16 protein-coding genes and 1 pseudogene are annotated in these 16,800 nt (G+C 34.5%); 5 read left to right on the top strand and 12 right to left on the bottom strand.

Features of this window, described 5'->3' with window-relative positions; all coding sequences use genetic code 11:
• Positions 1 to 3: 3 nt before the first annotated feature.
• The 5 genes from ACTT1L_RS01820 to ACTT1L_RS01840 form a co-directional block, all read right to left on the bottom strand.
• On the bottom strand, positions 4 to 756 hold the full coding sequence (locus ACTT1L_RS01820) for an IclR family transcriptional regulator (protein WP_442821754.1): 753 nt from the start codon (positions 754 to 756) through the stop codon (positions 4 to 6).
• 258 nt (positions 757 to 1,014) lie between these two features.
• Complete coding sequence (lepB, locus tag ACTT1L_RS01825) at positions 1,015 to 1,566, bottom strand: signal peptidase I (RefSeq protein ID WP_000662493.1); 552 nt, start codon at positions 1,564 to 1,566, stop codon at positions 1,015 to 1,017.
• Positions 1,567 to 1,589: 23 nt separating this feature from the next.
• The gene (locus ACTT1L_RS01830; protein WP_429671358.1) at positions 1,590 to 2,267 is read right to left on the bottom strand and encodes a copper homeostasis protein CutC; all 678 of its coding nucleotides are present in this window, start codon (positions 2,265 to 2,267) and stop codon (positions 1,590 to 1,592) included.
• A gap of 234 nt (positions 2,268 to 2,501) precedes the next feature.
• The gene (spoIIP, locus tag ACTT1L_RS01835) at positions 2,502 to 3,632 is read right to left on the bottom strand and encodes a stage II sporulation protein P (RefSeq protein WP_001045276.1); all 1,131 of its coding nucleotides are present in this window, start codon (positions 3,630 to 3,632) and stop codon (positions 2,502 to 2,504) included.
• 203 nt (positions 3,633 to 3,835) lie between these two features.
• Entirely contained in the window at positions 3,836 to 4,540 is a 705-nt protein-coding gene (locus ACTT1L_RS01840; protein ID WP_071743112.1) for an ArsR/SmtB family transcription factor, read from the bottom strand.
• Positions 4,541 to 4,609: 69 nt separating this feature from the next.
• Between ACTT1L_RS01840 and ACTT1L_RS01845 the strand changes: the two genes are divergently transcribed.
• A complete protein-coding gene (locus tag ACTT1L_RS01845) occupies positions 4,610 to 5,080 on the top strand; it encodes a DinB family protein (protein WP_076875069.1) in 471 nt (156 codons plus the stop codon).
• A gap of 216 nt (positions 5,081 to 5,296) precedes the next feature.
• On the opposite strand, the gene ACTT1L_RS01850 is transcribed toward ACTT1L_RS01845, so the two are convergent.
• The 4 genes from ACTT1L_RS01850 to ACTT1L_RS01865 form a co-directional block, all read right to left on the bottom strand.
• Positions 5,297 to 6,445 (bottom strand): acyl-CoA dehydrogenase family protein, encoded by a 1,149-nt coding sequence (locus tag ACTT1L_RS01850; protein WP_442821755.1) that lies wholly within the window; start codon positions 6,443 to 6,445, stop codon positions 5,297 to 5,299.
• Between the two features lie 152 nt (positions 6,446 to 6,597).
• Positions 6,598 to 7,230 (bottom strand): YdcF family protein, encoded by a 633-nt coding sequence (locus ACTT1L_RS01855; protein WP_016717896.1) that lies wholly within the window; start codon positions 7,228 to 7,230, stop codon positions 6,598 to 6,600.
• Positions 7,231 to 7,560: 330 nt separating this feature from the next.
• Positions 7,561 to 8,148, bottom strand: a complete 588-nt coding sequence (locus tag ACTT1L_RS01860; protein ID WP_000402574.1) for a GNAT family N-acetyltransferase — start codon at positions 8,146 to 8,148, stop codon at positions 7,561 to 7,563.
• Positions 8,149 to 8,761: 613 nt separating this feature from the next.
• Positions 8,762 to 10,090 carry a YjiH family protein gene (locus ACTT1L_RS01865; RefSeq protein WP_061130660.1) on the bottom strand — a complete coding sequence of 443 codons (1,329 nt, stop codon included), beginning with the start codon at positions 10,088 to 10,090 and terminating at the stop codon, positions 8,762 to 8,764.
• A gap of 159 nt (positions 10,091 to 10,249) precedes the next feature.
• On the opposite strand from ACTT1L_RS01865, the gene ACTT1L_RS01870 reads away from it, so the two are divergent.
• Complete coding sequence (locus ACTT1L_RS01870) at positions 10,250 to 10,405, top strand: hypothetical protein (RefSeq protein ID WP_002170213.1); 156 nt, start codon at positions 10,250 to 10,252, stop codon at positions 10,403 to 10,405.
• Between the two features lie 44 nt (positions 10,406 to 10,449).
• Here ACTT1L_RS01870 and ACTT1L_RS01875 read toward each other — a convergent pair whose 3' ends face one another.
• Both ACTT1L_RS01875 and ACTT1L_RS01880 read right to left on the bottom strand, forming a co-directional pair.
• Positions 10,450 to 10,962, bottom strand: a complete 513-nt coding sequence (locus tag ACTT1L_RS01875) for a GNAT family N-acetyltransferase (protein ID WP_442821756.1) — start codon at positions 10,960 to 10,962, stop codon at positions 10,450 to 10,452.
• 26 nt (positions 10,963 to 10,988) lie between these two features.
• A complete protein-coding gene (locus ACTT1L_RS01880; protein WP_071743117.1) occupies positions 10,989 to 11,456 on the bottom strand; it encodes a DUF2691 family protein in 468 nt (155 codons plus the stop codon).
• A 223-nt stretch (positions 11,457 to 11,679) separates the two neighbouring features.
• Between ACTT1L_RS01880 and ACTT1L_RS01885 the strand changes: the two are divergent.
• A pseudogene (locus tag ACTT1L_RS01885) lies at positions 11,680 to 11,847 on the top strand (TetR-like C-terminal domain-containing protein); the annotation flags it as partial.
• 56 nt (positions 11,848 to 11,903) lie between these two features.
• Here the strand turns inward: ACTT1L_RS01885 and ppsA are convergent.
• Entirely contained in the window at positions 11,904 to 14,510 is a 2,607-nt protein-coding gene (gene ppsA, locus ACTT1L_RS01890; RefSeq protein WP_442821757.1) for a phosphoenolpyruvate synthase, read from the bottom strand.
• A 446-nt stretch (positions 14,511 to 14,956) separates the two neighbouring features.
• On the opposite strand from ppsA, the gene ACTT1L_RS01895 reads away from it, so the two are divergent.
• Complete coding sequence (locus ACTT1L_RS01895) at positions 14,957 to 15,619, top strand: DUF1796 family putative cysteine peptidase (RefSeq protein WP_041184117.1); 663 nt, start codon at positions 14,957 to 14,959, stop codon at positions 15,617 to 15,619.
• 193 nt (positions 15,620 to 15,812) lie between these two features.
• Complete coding sequence (locus ACTT1L_RS01900) at positions 15,813 to 16,670, top strand: MBL fold metallo-hydrolase (protein WP_442821758.1); 858 nt, start codon at positions 15,813 to 15,815, stop codon at positions 16,668 to 16,670.
• Positions 16,671 to 16,800: the final 130 nt, after the last annotated feature.

Below are 16,800 nucleotides of genomic sequence, written 5' to 3' on the forward strand. Positions count from 1 at the left end.
TTTCTATGCCAAAAAGCCAAGTTCTTTCGAAATGCGATTCGCTGTCTCTTTCACCTTCGCGATAAAATATGAAATGTTACTTTCGCTGTACTCAATTGCTAATCCTGAAATGCTAATGCCTGCTACAACCGTTCCATCATTTGTGAAAATGGGCGCTGCTATAGCCGCTGTATGATTTTCTAACTCAGAATAGCTAATCGTGTGTCCTTCCTTTTTCGCCATTTGTAACACTTCTAGCAACTGTTTCTTATCTACGATTGTTCCATCTGCAAACTGTTTTAAATTCGTTTCCTCTATGTATTTCCGTTTCTTTTCCTCAGAAAAATACGATAGTAAAATTCTCGGACATGCACCAGCATAAAGTGGCGCTCTTCTTCCAACCGCCGTATACACACGTACAGGCTGAACGCCTTCCATCTTTTCCACATAAATCGCGTCGTTACCATCTTGAATAATTAAATTAACTGCCTGCCCTAAACTATCTCTAAGCTCTTTCATATATGGAATCGCAATATTTCTTACGGATAGTCTTTGTGAAACAAGTTGACCGAACCGTAAAAACACAACTCCTAAACGATATTTCCCCTTTTCGTTTTTTTGTAAAAACTCCATTTCTTCTAACGAGCCAATTAAACGATAAACAGATGTTTTCGGCATACTTGTAAGCTGAACCATCTCTGTTAAACTTAGCTCTTCATGCTCATAAAACAACTGTAAAATATCCATTGTCTTAACTGCCGTTTTATTTATACTCATTCTATCTCCTTCTTGTTCCGAATTACGGAACTTAAATTCCATTTTCCGAAACAAACATATAATTTAAAATTATAAAATATTCTATCAATTCTATCAATATATTTTTCAGCTACTTAACCTTTATGTAAAGTGAATACAAAATAAATTCTAGAAATAATGATGGTTCTCTTTCAAAAGCTCAAGTTATAGCAAAACCAAACGTTTAAATAAATGGGCATAAAAAAAGTATGGAAGAATATTTCTCCCATACTTCTTTCTTTATAGCGCTCTTACTTGTTTCAACGGCCAGAAAACAGCTTGTCCTTTTCCGACAATTTCATCTTCTGAAATAAATCCAAACATACGACCGTCTTTAGAAACTTCACGATTATCACCTAATACAAACACTTGGCCTTCTGGCACTTTCGTTTTTCCTGTAATTTGTTCTAACGTAAAGTCTGGAGTTAATACACGACCTGCTGCTTTTTCTTTAAACTCTTTTAAATATGGTTCTTCCATCGCTTTGCCGTTTACATATAAAACATCATTTTTATACTCAACTGTATCGCCTGGTAAACCAATTACTCGTTTTACTAAATCGTATCCTTCTTTTCCGTGGAAGACGATAATATCAAAGCGTTCTAATCCACTTATACTGTAACCAATCTTGTTCACGAGAACTCGTTCGTTATTTTCTAAAGTGGGCATCATCGATTCACCTTGTACTAATGAAGGTGTAAATAAAACACCGCGAATAATTGCGATTAATACAAGAGTAAATCCTATCGTTTTAGCCCATGAGAATAATTCTTTCTTCGTATTTTCCTTCATCGTTTCTCCTCTTTCTTAATTGTTTATTGTATGATTTGAACTAATTCTTGTACGAAATTAGGATCAATTTCAGCAAAACATGATTTCCCTTCTCTTACAGCTGTACCGACATGAGCTTGCGAAATTCCAGTTTCATCTAGCAATCGTTTTATATTTTCTTTCGTCACACCAGCTCCAGCTACAAGCTGAATTTGACCATCGCTTACCTTTTGCATATCTGTAAGCACCGGAATATTATCAACTATATTCCCTTGTCCACCTGAAGTTAAGACGTGAGTCACTTTATGAAACTTCTTTAACGTTCTCATTGCTTCTACTGGATTTTCCGTGTCGTCTATTGCACGATGATATGTGACATTTATCCCATCTACCACAGATAATAAATCCGCTAGTTTCTCTTCATCCACTTCATTCTTTTCATTTAATACACCTAATACAACACCAGCTACTCCTAATTTCTGAGCAACTACAATATCTTCTTTCATCATTTCAATTTCTTCTTCCGTATATGTAAAAGACTTCGCATGCGGACGAATCATAACGTGAATTGGTATATGTACTGCTTCTACTGCTTTTTTTATAAAAGCATAACTCGGCGTTAAACCGCCTTCTGTATAAGATGAAATTAATTCAATTCGCTTCCCGCCAGCTCGTTCAATTCGTTTCACATCTTCTAAACATGTTGCAATAACCTCTAGCATAAGATAACCTCTTTTCGTGCTTTTTTCTTATTATACAGTAGGTGAAATAAGAAGCATAGCATTCTCCTATAAAACGATAAAAAGAAGAATGAAAAGAAAGATTTTTTCAATTGATAACGTGTATTGGTAATCTTATATTTTTCATATTCTACAAAAAAGGAGTAACCCCCTATAACGCCTAACTAGGTGTCACTCCTTTTCATTTTACAAAAACACTAAATTTCTCCGCTATATTTAGTTATTTTTCTTTGTTACTTCATTATAATAATGGCTAAATGCTTCTACTAATGCGTCTACGGAAGCATACAGTTCTTCTGGAGTATTATCTACCCCTCCCATTTCAATAAGTAATGCATTTGGAGAAAGGTCTTGATTATATACTCCATTCCCGCTTTTACGATCTTTAATAAAAATGCCTCGGCTTAAACCGTAATACTTCTCGTCTAAATATGAATTGATTGCTGTTACTATTTTTTTATTTTTTTCATAGTTAGGATTTTCTCGACCTAAAATAAAATAGAGTCGTGCATAATCCTTTCCATTAATCGTTTTCTTCGTAATATTTTTTCGTGCATCGTCCCTATGAAGATCAATGGGAAACATAATATTTTTATCTTGTGCTAATTTATCTTGTAATATTTGACGGGACCCTTTGTAAGATTGGGCCCAGTTTAAATTTTTATTTCGTAGAAAGTCCCTCATATTTGTCGTATCATGTGAAACACCTATTCCTTTTTCTTCTAACTTTTGTTTTAAATAATTTCCAACAAACGTAATATTCACTTCATTATTTGTACTAGAGGCATCATCAGGTTTAGTAGCACCTGGAATGAGAGGAATAAACGACTCCCAACTATGTGTATGATAAATAAAAACTTTATTTTCACCGTTATTTTGTGTATTTGAATTGTTTTCTTTCTCACTCTTTGGGTGTTTAACAGCAGTACCTTTATCTTGAATATTCTCTAAAGGAATGCTGGATTCTTCAGGAATGTTCGTATAATCTGTTCCTTCCCCGGCAATTAATATTTCTGAATAAAATTGATTCATATTTGGAAGTTCTCGAGTTAATAAGCTCCGGAGGTCATTTACATTAATATTTGTAGAAAGTGAAAGTAAAAAAGATTCCAAAGACGCTCGTCCTTTTTCTTTATGAAATTCTTCGGCAAAATAACGATTTTCACTGCCTATCATATACATAAGGCCTTTCGTAGAATTCGTTCCTAATAATTGATTAATATAATAAGATTTAAATACGTTCGAATTACTAGAAATGAAGAATGAAGTGAGAATACATATAATTGTGAATAAAAGACATATCATTACATACTTTATATTAAATACTTTCAGTTTCACTTTATTCATTTTATATCTCCCTTCATTTACTATATTCTTACGCATAATTTTCAATGAATATGATTACTAATTTAATAGAATCGTCTCAACTACTATTTTTTCAGCTAATCTCTTTCCGTAAAGCAAGTGAGGTTAATTTGTCGTGCGCAAATATCACTAAAGATTTTTAAAAGAAATGAAATAACCTGAGTCTACATTTGTATAGACTCAGGTTATTTCATCTCTTTATTGTCCATGTCAATGCCTAATTCGTCTTTCAAGAACTTCATACCTTTTCTTGTAAGATGGACAGCCCGATTCTTATCCGTTTTTGTAATCCATTCCTGTTCAAAAAATAGTTTTGCTATTGCAGATCCTAACCAACCAGAAATATGGTAGCGTCGTTCACTCCAATCAAGACAAGGTTTTGCAAATATTCTTCTCTTTATATTTGCCGTTTCAATATTTATTCCAAAATTCAGAAACCACCGCTTACCTTGTTCCGTTACAATGTATTCTCCTTTCTCTAAAATGATAAATTCCTTATCTAATAATTTTTCGGTTATCTCTACACCGAGTCTACCTGCAAGATGATCGTAACAAGTTCGAGCATAACGAATTTGTTTTAGTTGATCTGATTGTTTTAAAGACCGAACTTGAACTGTTGGTGCGATTGTTCCTAACTTTTCAAGAACCTCTGCTACCTCTTGATTAGCAAGTCGATAGTAACGATGTCTACCATGTTGTTCAACTGTCAGTAGATTCCCCTCTACTAATTTAGAAAGATGAGAACTAATTGTTGGATGTGACACCTTTGCCATATAAGCTAATTCGCTAGCAGGTAGTGCTTGATTATTCATTAAACAATCTAAGATGATTGCTCTTGTAGGTTCAGCAATAAGTTTAGCTATATATGAGATATTCGGATATACATTCATATTTCGATGATACCCTAACTATTAAATTGATACAATTATTTTAAATTTAACAGTAAAGGAGAATGTATTATGAATGCAATTGATCTTAGTATATTAAATTTAAAAGAAACGAGAAGGCGCTCAGAAAAATTATGGAATTCTCTTCCCGATAATTTTCTTAATTGGAAGCCTGATCACGAGGCTATGTCCTTTGGTGAAATGATTCGTCACGTATGGACCTCAACTTTTTACTATCATATGATTTTAAAAAACAACGGCTCAATAAACGACATACATATCCCGTATGATGATGAGCCAATTACTTGTGTTAAAAAAGAAATTGAATTAGCACAATCATGTTTTGCCGATTTCATAGAATATGTTCAATCAATAAGCATAGCAGAGCTAGATTCAAGACTTATTGATCGAAGCGATGTTGGCTATCAACGATATTTAGGCGATATGCTATTACGAATTGCCTATCATGATGCGGTCCATGCAGGTCAATTTTTACAATATTTACGAATGGTAAATTTAGAAAGACCATTGATTTGGGATTAAATTTAGTAATTATTTACAAATTTTCCAAACTGGCATTTCGATAAGAATCTTTCAACAAGAAACAATCACAAAACCATGATAACCATTTATATTAAAAACCTACATCTCCACCTGGTAAGTTCCCACACATAAAAAGCACGTGTTCGATTACTAATCAAACACGTGCTTTCAAAACAACTATATTGTACATAAACAATAAAATTCAAGTTAAAAAACCTACAATCGAAACGCCGCATCCGCAAGCATAGACAGTGTTGCATCGTCCATCGGCGGATTGTGTAATCCTGCTCTTACGTTTAAATAGTAACGATGAAGCGGATTTTTTTCTGATAAACTTTTTGCTCCTACGATGCGCATTGATTTATCCACTATCGATATCGCCGCATTTGTTACGGCGTATTTCACTGCCGCTAATTCTGCTTGCAGTGACAGTTTATCTTCTGCCTCATCGTATTTTTTCGCAATTTGATATAAAAAGACGCGAGCTTGCATAAGCTCGAGTTCTAATTCTCCAACTAATCTTCTAACATTCGGTAATAAACTAATAGAATGGTTTAAACTATTTGGTTTGTATGATCCCGCAAACTGAACTGCATAATTTCTTGCTGATTGTGCAATTCCTAAATAACATGCTGGTATATGTAGCAACCAGCCAATACCCTTTTGTTTCACTTTCCCGCCTTTTACATCCGTAAAAAAGCGGTTGTCTATCTCTACATTTTGTAAGACAAGGTCGTGGCTAGCAGTCCCTCGCATTGCAACGCTATCCCACGTTTCTTCAATGGATACACCGAGTGTATTTCTTGGAATGACAAACTCACCAACTTCTTCTTGGCCTTCCATACTTGCTGAAATAATAAAATAATCAAGTACTGGCGCCATCGTTGTAAAAGTTTTCCTTCCATTTATAACCCACTTCTCGCCTTGTTGAACCGCTATTGTTTCTGGTTTACCGCCACGCGTCGGGCTCCCTGTTTTCGGTTCTGTTGCTGCCCTGTTAAAGAGCGCTCCATTACGAACTTCTTCGCAAAACCATTTGAACATCTCATCATTCCAAGAACGATTTTCCGCCAGCTCTTTCACAATACCAAGATGCCAACCAATCGATAATGCAGTAGCTCCACAGCCTTCCGCAATTTTCTCTTGAAATAAAACGAAGTCATATAAAGAAATCGCACTACCACCAAATTCCTTCGGTAACGTTAATTTCGTATATCCGATATGTTTCAAATCATTTATATTTTCATACGGAAATGATCCTAATTCACTTAGTTGATGCTCCCTTTCCATGAACTTCGGAATCAATTTATTTATTTGTTCAATAATGAAAGATTGTTTTTCTGTTTCAACAAATGAGAGTGCCATACTATAATCTCCTTTATGTTCGATTCATAAACCGTTCATTTTGTCATTATGATTATATGAAGCTACCTCTCTATTGTTTCACTATTCCGATAAAAATACAATGTTTTTGACTAATAAGAAAAGTTCCTATTTAAAGATAGGTTCTTTTCTTATTAGTCTCCCTTCAATGCCTTTAATGGCAACGAGGTTACATATCCAATATACGAGAATAATTCTTTAAAGAAGAATGGTATTTCTGTATCTAACGTTTTATATGCTGATGTCGGCGTTGGTGAAGCATACGCTTCAATATTAATATGTTTTGCGATTCTCATTGCGCGTTTCATATGAAGTGGATCACTTACAATCGTGTATGTGCGTATTCCGTTCTCTATTCCAACTTCCTTCGCATTCTTTAAATTTTCTTCAGTGAAAAGGGATTTTGTTTCAATTAAAATATCTTCGTCTTTTACACCTTGTTTCATTGCATATACTCTTGCAGTACGCGCTTCCTCAAGCTCTGCCTCGAACTTTGTACCACCTGTAAAAATAATCTTTTTAATATTTCCGTTCTTATATAAAGAAATCGCATGATTAATTCTTTCTTTAAATACAGGAGATGGTTTTCCGTTCCAAGAAGCTGCTCCTAGTACGATACCAGCATCCGTTTTCACGCTATCATCTGTTTTAAAACGATAACTCCAAATATCGTAAGCTGCATAACTTACATATAAAATAGCAGAACAAATCATTAGTAAAAATACTTGAAAGATTCGTCTTTTCTTACTCTTCTTATTTTCTTTCATTTGTAATTGCCTCCGTACATCATCCATACTTCTATAAAAAAACATTTATATCAAATCGTTTTGTTTGAGTTTATTTAAAAGAAGGAACTTTACTTGTTATTTATGTATAAAAGGGTTTTCATTTAAAATTGAGGATTATCAATTCATTTTCATTTGCGGTTTTCATTACATGTTTTAAATTCATAAGTTTATTACCATACAACTACATTGTAACGAATTTTTTCTCAGAAGGGAACGATGAAACAAAAGGAATTAAAATAAAGTAGCATTTTGTAAGAAAAAAGGTATATTTTTCATGCCTTACGAACAATATACCTTTCAAAACACGAATTATAGCTTTTCTTTATACAACTCTAATTTTTCTAACAATTGTTCTTTCACGTCTGGCCATTCACTTGAGATAATACTGTACACAACTGCATCTCTCACATAACCATTCGGTAATTTTCTTTCATTTCTAAGCACACCCTCTTTTACTGCGCCTAACCTTTCAATTGCTCGTTGTGCTTTTTCATTTCTTGCATCCGTCTTAATTTGTACCCTGAGCATATGGAGTTTTTCAAAAGCATACTGGAGAAGCATATACTTACACTCTGTATTTATACTCGTACGCTGGACACTTGGATGATACCACGTTTGTCCTAACTCGACTGTTTTATCTTCTACCGAAATATTATATAGACGTGTACTTCCTACAATCTTATTCGTCTGTTGATCCACTACAACGAAAGGTATTTGCGTACCTTTTCCATAACCTTGTATCGCTTTTTGAACATATTGCTGCATATCTTGCACACTATCCATTTTAGAGATTAAATACGCCCAAATTTCCCGATTTCCTTCTACAATCGAAAACAAAGTTTCGACATCATTACCATCCATTAACCGTAGCTTTGCTCTTTCGTGAATGATTTCCATTTGTAAGCCCCCTTTTTCTTACTATATCACAGAAATAAACATTTAATTATATAGATATTAAAACATTAACACTAACTTTTAAATGCACTTAAAATTCAAGTTTTAATACCTTCTTACATAATAATCCGTAAAAGCCTGTAACAAATACCGTGTCCATCCCATTATATCAAGCTACATTTATATTGGTTTCATTTCATGTAAGGTTTTTCTTTTTCTAAAGGTCTAGTGTGCATTATTGAAAGATTTGCACACCAAAAACGCTATTATTTCTACAAAAAGATTATTTTTTCAATTTGGTAGTATGGATAATTTTGGATTACAACCGAAAAATACTATATAATAATAAAGTGAAAGTTTTACAGTTAATTCATATGGGGTAAATGGGAGGATATAAAAATGCTAGATCAAATTACTTGGGGAACACCAGGCAGCTTATTATGCTTAGGATTCTTTTTTGCAGGATTAGGAATTTTCTTAAGAAGTATTACGTCATATTCGAAAAACAAATAAAACATCAAAACAGTGTACATTTTAAAGTATTTACTTGATAAAAACACTAAACAAAAGAATCCTTCCTTTTATAGAAGGATTCTTTTTTATACTTTTCCCCTTTTTAAAGTAACAAATAAGCAATCGGCGTAATGATAAGCAATGTTAATATCGTTCTTTGTACGTACAGAATAATAAGTTCTGATACTTTTAACGGAATATCTGTCGATAAAATACATGGGATGGATGCTGAGAAAAACAATATAGATGATACCGAAACAACCGCAATGACAAACTTTGTCACAAGTGGTGCACTAACTACTAATAATGATGGTAAAAACATTTCCGCAATACCGACGGATGCCGCTTTAGCAGCTAAGTCTGCTTCTGGCAGTTGTAAAGCCCATGTAAAAGGATAAAAAATATAGCTGACCCAATCAAATATTGGTGTGAACTTCGCTAAGACAATACCAATTAACCCTACAGACATAATAGATGGTAAAATTCCCATCGTCATAATAAAACCATCTTTTAAGTTCACTGCAATATTTTTTATAATACTCGGTGCAGATTTCGATACTTCTAACGCGTCTTCCCAAGCGCGTTCTAACATTTTCTCCTTATAAACAGGCTCTGGGAACCCTTCTTCCGTTACATATGTATCTGGTTTTCTACTAAGGGGTGGAAGTCTTACGGTGATAGCAGTTACGATGAATGTTACAACGAGAGTCGTCCAAAAATAAACATTCCATAAATGCATAATATCTAATGTTTTTGCGATGATGATCATAAATGTTGCGGATACTGTAGAAAATCCTGTAGCGATAATGGCCGCTTCTTTTGTCGTATATTTTCCTTCTTTATATACGCGATTCGTAATTAATAAAGCCAGTGAATAACTTCCCACAAAGGACGCAACCGCATCAATTGCTGATCGTCCAGGTGTTTTCCATAACGGCCTCATAATCGGACGGCAAAACGTACCGATAAATTCAAGTAATCCATACCCGACTAATAATGCTAAAAAAGCCGAACCAATCGGAACGAGTAAACTTACCGATATTACTAGTTTCTCATACAAAAACGGCCCAACATCTGGCGCAAAGAACCAAGCTGGCCCTACTTTCAAACAATATAATACACCGAAAACGACGCCAACCACTTTTAAAATCGAAAAGCAAATATCTACGATAGATGTATTCCATTTTTTCGTATAAAACGGATAAATTGCACCCATTACCATAACGAGTAGTGCGTAATAAGGTACGGCGCTCGGGACCGAAGCTCTAATCCACGACACGATATGATCAATCATTATGGAAGAAGCACCGTTTATCGTAACCGGTACGAAAAACATAAACACCCCAACGAGACTAGCAAGTATAAACCGAAGAATGATGCTCTTCTCACTCCCTGTCTTAATTACATTCCTTTTTACTTCAATTTCACTCAAAATTCGACACCTCCTATTTATCTAAATATTCTGTATAATTATATTGAATTCCTTCTTTCATATTCAAATATGTAAACAGATTTTAGACACAGATTGTTTTATCTGAATAAATCAATTAAAATAACCATAATAAGGCTATTTCAAAGGGGCATATAAACTATGAAAAAAATAAATATTAATCATGAAAAAACATTGCTCAAAAAGAAAATTGTAAAAAAAACTCAACTGCAAGCTGCTAGAGGTCTTGGATATCTAGCTGCCCAAGTAGTTAACTTAAAAATAAATCAAGTTTTAAAAGACAGTGAGAAGAAATAAGAAAAAGCGTAGAAATCCCTACGCTTTTTCTTATTTCTTTTCAACTATATTATGCTCTTCTGAAACATACTATGTCCATGCGGACTACCGACATATTCAAAACCACATCGCTTATAGAAATCATTCAACGTAACATTATGCCCTACACAATCTAGTTTTAAAAACTCTTTGTCATGTTGTACATTCTCTTCTATCCACCGTAACATCCATTCTCCGATTCCGTTCCCCTTATACTTCCGATTCACCGCAAATCTATGAATATATAATGAATTAGAAACTTCCTCTTTACCAAAAATATATTCATCCCATTCATTTTGTTTAGGAGATACTGTGACTGTACCGATAATTTCATCTTCTTTCGTAACCACATATGTATATTTCTCTCTTATACCTTCTAATATTTCAGCCGTAGCTTCTCCTCCTAAAAGGTACTGCCACTGGTCCACTTCTTTATGTTGTAGCCATTGTGCTACTTCTTTTAATAGAGTAATAATGTTATCGCTTTCCTCTTCAGTAGCGGTTCGAATTGTATATTCTTTACTTATAGTTCTCTCCATATTGCGTTTCCCCTTTCAAATTCCTACTATACTGACAAACGTGTTCTACCGTCATTTTCGTCTGTAACATATTCTACATAAAACCCCTGATTTCGTGCGTTTTCATACATCAGTTCAATCGCTTTTTGGTCTTTCGCATAAATTTGTATGTATTGACCGTCCGCCACTAATACGACTATCTCACACTTACTTTCCATAAACTCTTCATATGTTTCAATATCTAGTACTATTTCTCCTTTGGGATATGCTTTTAAATCTGCAAAAATAAGATAATATATGTTATCTTTAACTAACCTTTTTAACTCTAATCCTTCCACTACACTTGGTTCCTCTGGAAATAATGCCTCATCCAATCCACCACGCGCTATTAAGTAGGACTCCTCATTCCCCACTCGCCAATTAAATGAAGCAATATTGATTGGCTTTAACACTTTCCAAAGTAGATTGTCATTTACATGTCCATCTAGAATATCTACCGTAATTCCTCTTTTCATTTATTTTCTCCTTTCCTCTATATTTTCGTTTTTGTGTTATACATTCATTATATAACACCATTAATTCCTACTTTTAAATATCTCTTCTATGCTACTTAGCTTACATCTAAACAAAAAAACGCTTCACTCATAGTGAAACGTTTTTATCTTTTATACCTGTAATTCCGTTTTATGTCCCTTTACTGCACTACGTTTTAAAGCAGTCGCTAAAATAATAACGATACTTACCGCACCAAGCCAATATTTAGCTTCTTATATGGCATCTGCTCATATTGGTGTCATTCAGCAATGGTTAAATAGTGGCCAAAAAGAAACACCAGAGGAAATTGCTCGTATTTTATCAACAATCGCAGTTCATGGACCTTTTTATGCAGCTGGCTTAAAGAAGTGAGTTATTGCAAAATAAAAAGATCATCCACTATTTATAGCGGATGATCTTTTACTTCATTACAACACTTCAATATACCCTTCTGTTCCATGTACTCGTATTCGTTGCCCATCTTTTATTAATTTCGTAGCGTTCTCTACTCCAACGACTGCCGGTAATCCATATTCCCGTGCAATAACCGCCCCGTGAGTCATAAGTCCGCCGACTTCAGTGACTAGTCCTTTTATAGATACAAATAATGGCGTCCAGCCAGGGTCAGTAAAAGCTGTAACTAATATATCTCCCTCTTCTAAATTCGCTTCTTCCATGTTTAAAATAACGCGAGCTCTCCCCTCAACTACTCCAGAAGAAACAGGCAGACCTGCAATCGCGTCAGCTGGGAGGTTTTCTCGTTTATATTTACCTGTAATGATTTCTCCATCAGACGTCATTATACGAGGAGGTGTTAATTTTTTATATAATTTATAATCATTTTTTTGTTTTTGGATAAGCTTGTAATCTAGTTTATTCGTGCGAACAACTTCGTGAAGTTCTTCAAAAGTTAAATAGTATATATCATCGACCTCACGAATGACACCGCTCTGCACAAGTTGCTCAGCTTCTTTTAGTAACGCCTGCTTATATATGAAATAACGATTAATCATACCGTATTTCGGATATTCACGATAGCCGATAAAATTACGGATATTGCGAATCATTCGCTTCGTTTCTTCTACTTTTTGTTTTCCATCCGGCAATTGCTGCAATCGATCTACTAACTCTTCTTCTTTTTTCAAAGCCTCTTGCAGTCCTTCTTCAAATTTCCGTTTACTTGCACCATATTCAAAATCTCTTATATTATTTAAAATCATCGGGATAATGGTTGTTGGCTTCTCACTCCAGCGCGTTTTCGTAATGTCGATTTCTCCGCTACATCTCATTCCGTATTTATTTAGAAAAGCATCTATTGCCTCTCGAGCTTTTTCTCCGCCTTTAAACTGAACGAGTTCATCTAAAAAGCTATCATTTTCTACATGTTGTAAATACGTAATAACTTCTTCGTACGGCCGAATCACATCAGCAACTTCCATTAATGCTAAACCCATTTCCGACGTAATATTATTTTGCACCGATTGAGAAAGAGTGTCCGCTGCATTCTTTTCACCCAGCCATTGCTCCATTTTTTCATTGATCCATGTTGAAGCATTCATACCTGCCATAATAACTGCTATACTTTGCGGATTAAACAATACTTTCTTTAATTGCTGAATATCTTCCAAAATAAAATCAAGTACGTCCACTCCTGATTTCAGTTGCATAGTTTCTTTTAACTCTTCAAGTGATGCTTCACTATTCTTTATTAATTCCGTAACGATTGCTGGATCATTTTCGATTTCTGGTCGCGAACTTACTGGTGGCTTACTTTTACTAGCACTCTTTTCCGTTTCTTCATCCGGTAACAATGTAATAAAATTATCTCGCTCGACTACAGTCGTTAATGCATCTCTTATGAGCGGATCTGATTTTCCTAACGTATTTATTAAGTAATCTCTGCTAGCAGGTGAAGCTAATTGTTGCGTAGCATCAACAAACAGCCGTCCTCCCGCTTTGCGCATTGGGGCACTTGTCGTTAACAGGAAAAAAGATAACCCTAATGGTTTCATCGCATCGGTCATCATTTGTTGGTGACCAACTGATATATATACATGATTTCCCCCATCATTTTCTTCCGGAATTGGATATAAAGTCGTTATCGGCCTGCTTTGAACAATATAAAATGTATTACGGGCTAAACACCATTCAATATCTTGCGGACAGCCAAAATAAGCTTCTATCTGTCTTCCGATCTGTTCTAGTTGTAATATTTGTCGTTCAGACAATGTTTGAATCTTTTGCTGAGCTGAATCAATTTGTTTCGTCTCTGTTCCGCCCTCTTTTACAGCATAAATAGCTAATTTTTTAGTCGCTATCATCGTTTCAGTAATTTTACCTTCTTTTACTTTATAATTATCGGCAGAGACCAGTCCTGATACTAACGCCTCACCAAGTCCAAAACTGGCATCAATTGATAGCACCTTTCGGTTAGAAGTAACCGGATCAGCCGTAAATAAAATTCCCGAAGCCTGCGGGAAAACCATTTTTTGAACGACAACACATATAGAAACTTGATTATGTTCAAAACCATTTTGCATACGGTACATGACTGCTCGCTCTGTAAATAAAGAAGCCCAGCACTTTCTTACATGCTGTAAAATCGCTTCTTTTCCGATAATATTTAAATACGTATCTTGTTGACCTGCAAACGAGGCATACGGTAAATCTTCAGCCGTAGCACTAGAACGCACGGCATACGCGTGTTCATTTCCAAAACGTGAGAGATACTGAGTTACTGCTTCCACTACATCAGTAGGGATTTGTACTGCCATAATGACTTCTCTAATTTCCTTACTCATTTCACCAATTTGAGCTCGGTCTTCAAGTTTCAACTTGGTCAGCTGCTGCAACAAAGTTTGAAGCTCTTCATTTTGCTCGATGGCCTTTTCATATGCTACCGTTGTCACACAAAATCCTTCTGGCACCTGTATACCTTGAATGTTAGATAACTCCCCTAAATTCAACCCTTTTCCGCCGACGAGTGAAAGCTGCCCCTTTTCTATTTCCTGAAAATCGAGAACGAAAGAACTCATATAACATCTCTCCTTACTATGCATGTGTTCTTGATTGTAGCAGGAGTAAATGAGAAGAAACAGTCTATTTCGAATTTGATTTACATGATATAATTAAGTTAGGAAGAGATTAAATAATGCCCTAGTTGCATAATGAAGCAACTAGGGCTTCTTATTTCCTCTCAATTTTAAATTACAATTTGTTCACAACTAACTTCAATGTATTTCTGTTTTCCCCCTTTATTATAGGAACGCCATGAATTATCACTCACAATTCTTACCTCAACAAATGGTACATAACTCGAAATACGCCTTAGTTTAACCTCCTGTGAGCCTTTTCACAGGAGGTTTTATACATACATATATTATTTATAATTAACCCGTTCTCCTATTTTTCAAAAGCATATTTTGTGTCATAATAACGCTTTTTAGAATTTATATATACCTTCTAATTTTTCTAAAAAAGGATGATTGTATTGGAAATGAAAAAGCTTCAAGGAATGTATGATGATGTTATTAGTTTAGGGGAAAATTGTTATACTGCTATTCATCTAAAAAAATATAAGCTGCGGAAATATTCAGGTCCTCTAGATTGGTTTGTATCACCGAATCTTTCTTCTATCAACACATTATTGAAAAATAATTTCGTAGACTTTATGGATTTAAAAAACATGCAAGCAATGCCGGAGCAAAATATTGTGTTTAATGATGGCGTGATACAACCTGTTTTTTCTCATATTATAAAAGATACAAAATATAACGTAACATCTTATCATGATTTCCCTGTTATTCCGAATGAAGATTGGTTCATCACATACCATGATTTTAAACAAAAATTAGATCAAAGAATTGATAACCTTTACGAAAGAATGCATAATTCACAATCCATTTTATTTGTTAGATGGGGCGGAAGCTTGACTGAAGCGCTTGAATTACAAACCGTTTTATCAAATATTGTTAAAAATAATTTTAAGATCCTTTTACTCTATCCAACAGGACTTGAAAATGAAATAAACAAATTAGAATGGGCGCTTGATCATGTTTTTCCCGTTCAAGTTTCAAGTAATTATCAAAACAAAAGAACTTGGTATGTCCTCTTAAAAGATATACACTTAAACTCAAAAAAATAATATAAACTACGACTTTAAAATCAATATTCTTTGTTTACATTTTATATAAATTGACATATCTCTCCCTTAATTCTAAGACTAAGTTATTGTTTTTTGTAATCCCCCACTCATTCTTTTCTCAAATGCTCCAAAATGGATTTTCAAAATTAGGGAACTATAATGTCATATTGGAATAAATTAAGGGGGAGAAAAATTGGACAATGAAATGAATTATGGAAGTGATTACAAGTTTATTCCGGCAACTTCAATTGAAAGTGGTCATGGCCTCGAAGTATTGCCTGATTTATTTTGTTACACGATTCAAATCGTCAACATTTGTTTTGTTGGACATCCGCATACCAATGATTTTATTTTAGTTGATGCTGGAATGCCTAAATGTGCAAATGAAATTATCTCTGTCACTGAGAAGCGATTTGGTACAAATAGTCGCCCAAAAGCAATTATTTTAACTCATGGGCATTTTGATCATGTTGGGGGAATAATTGAACTTATCAAGTATTGGGATGTTCCAGTCTATGCCCATCAATTGGAAATACCTTTCCTGACTGGACTACAAAGCTATCCTGAACCAGATCCAACAGTTGAAGGTGGTATGGTAGCGAAAATGTCACCTCTGTTCCCTAATGAACCGATTGATTTAGGAAATAACGTAAAAGTACTACCTGCAGATGAAACTGTTCCTCATATGCCAGAGTTTAGATGGGTGCATACACCAGGACACACTCCAGGTCATATTTCATTATTCCGAGAAAAAGACCGAACATTAATTGCAGGGGACGCTTTTGTTACAGTGAAACAGGAATATCTATATAAGGTAATTACTCAAGAACAGGAAATAAGCGGTCCGCCTCGTTATTTAACAACAGACTGGAACGCTGCTAAAGAATCCGTTATTAAATTAGAAAAATTAAAGCCTCTAGTCACTGTTACTGGACACGGAATACCAATGTCAGGTGAATTGCTATCAACAAGCCTTAAAACACTCGTTCAAGAATTTGATAAAATTGCTGTACCTGATTACGGAAAATATGTAGATAAAAAGATACATTAAGCACAAACACTTTGGTTTTTATATTAAAGAATTAACATATGATACAAAATTAACACGTCAAAAAATATTACGTTTAATATGAAAATACACTGTACTTAATTAACATCTCTATCCTAAGAATAGAACTACC

The sequence above is a fragment of the Bacillus sp. FH genome, assembly GCF_052216825.1.
GTDB lineage: Bacteria > Bacillota > Bacilli > Bacillales > Bacillaceae_G > Bacillus_A > Bacillus_A paranthracis.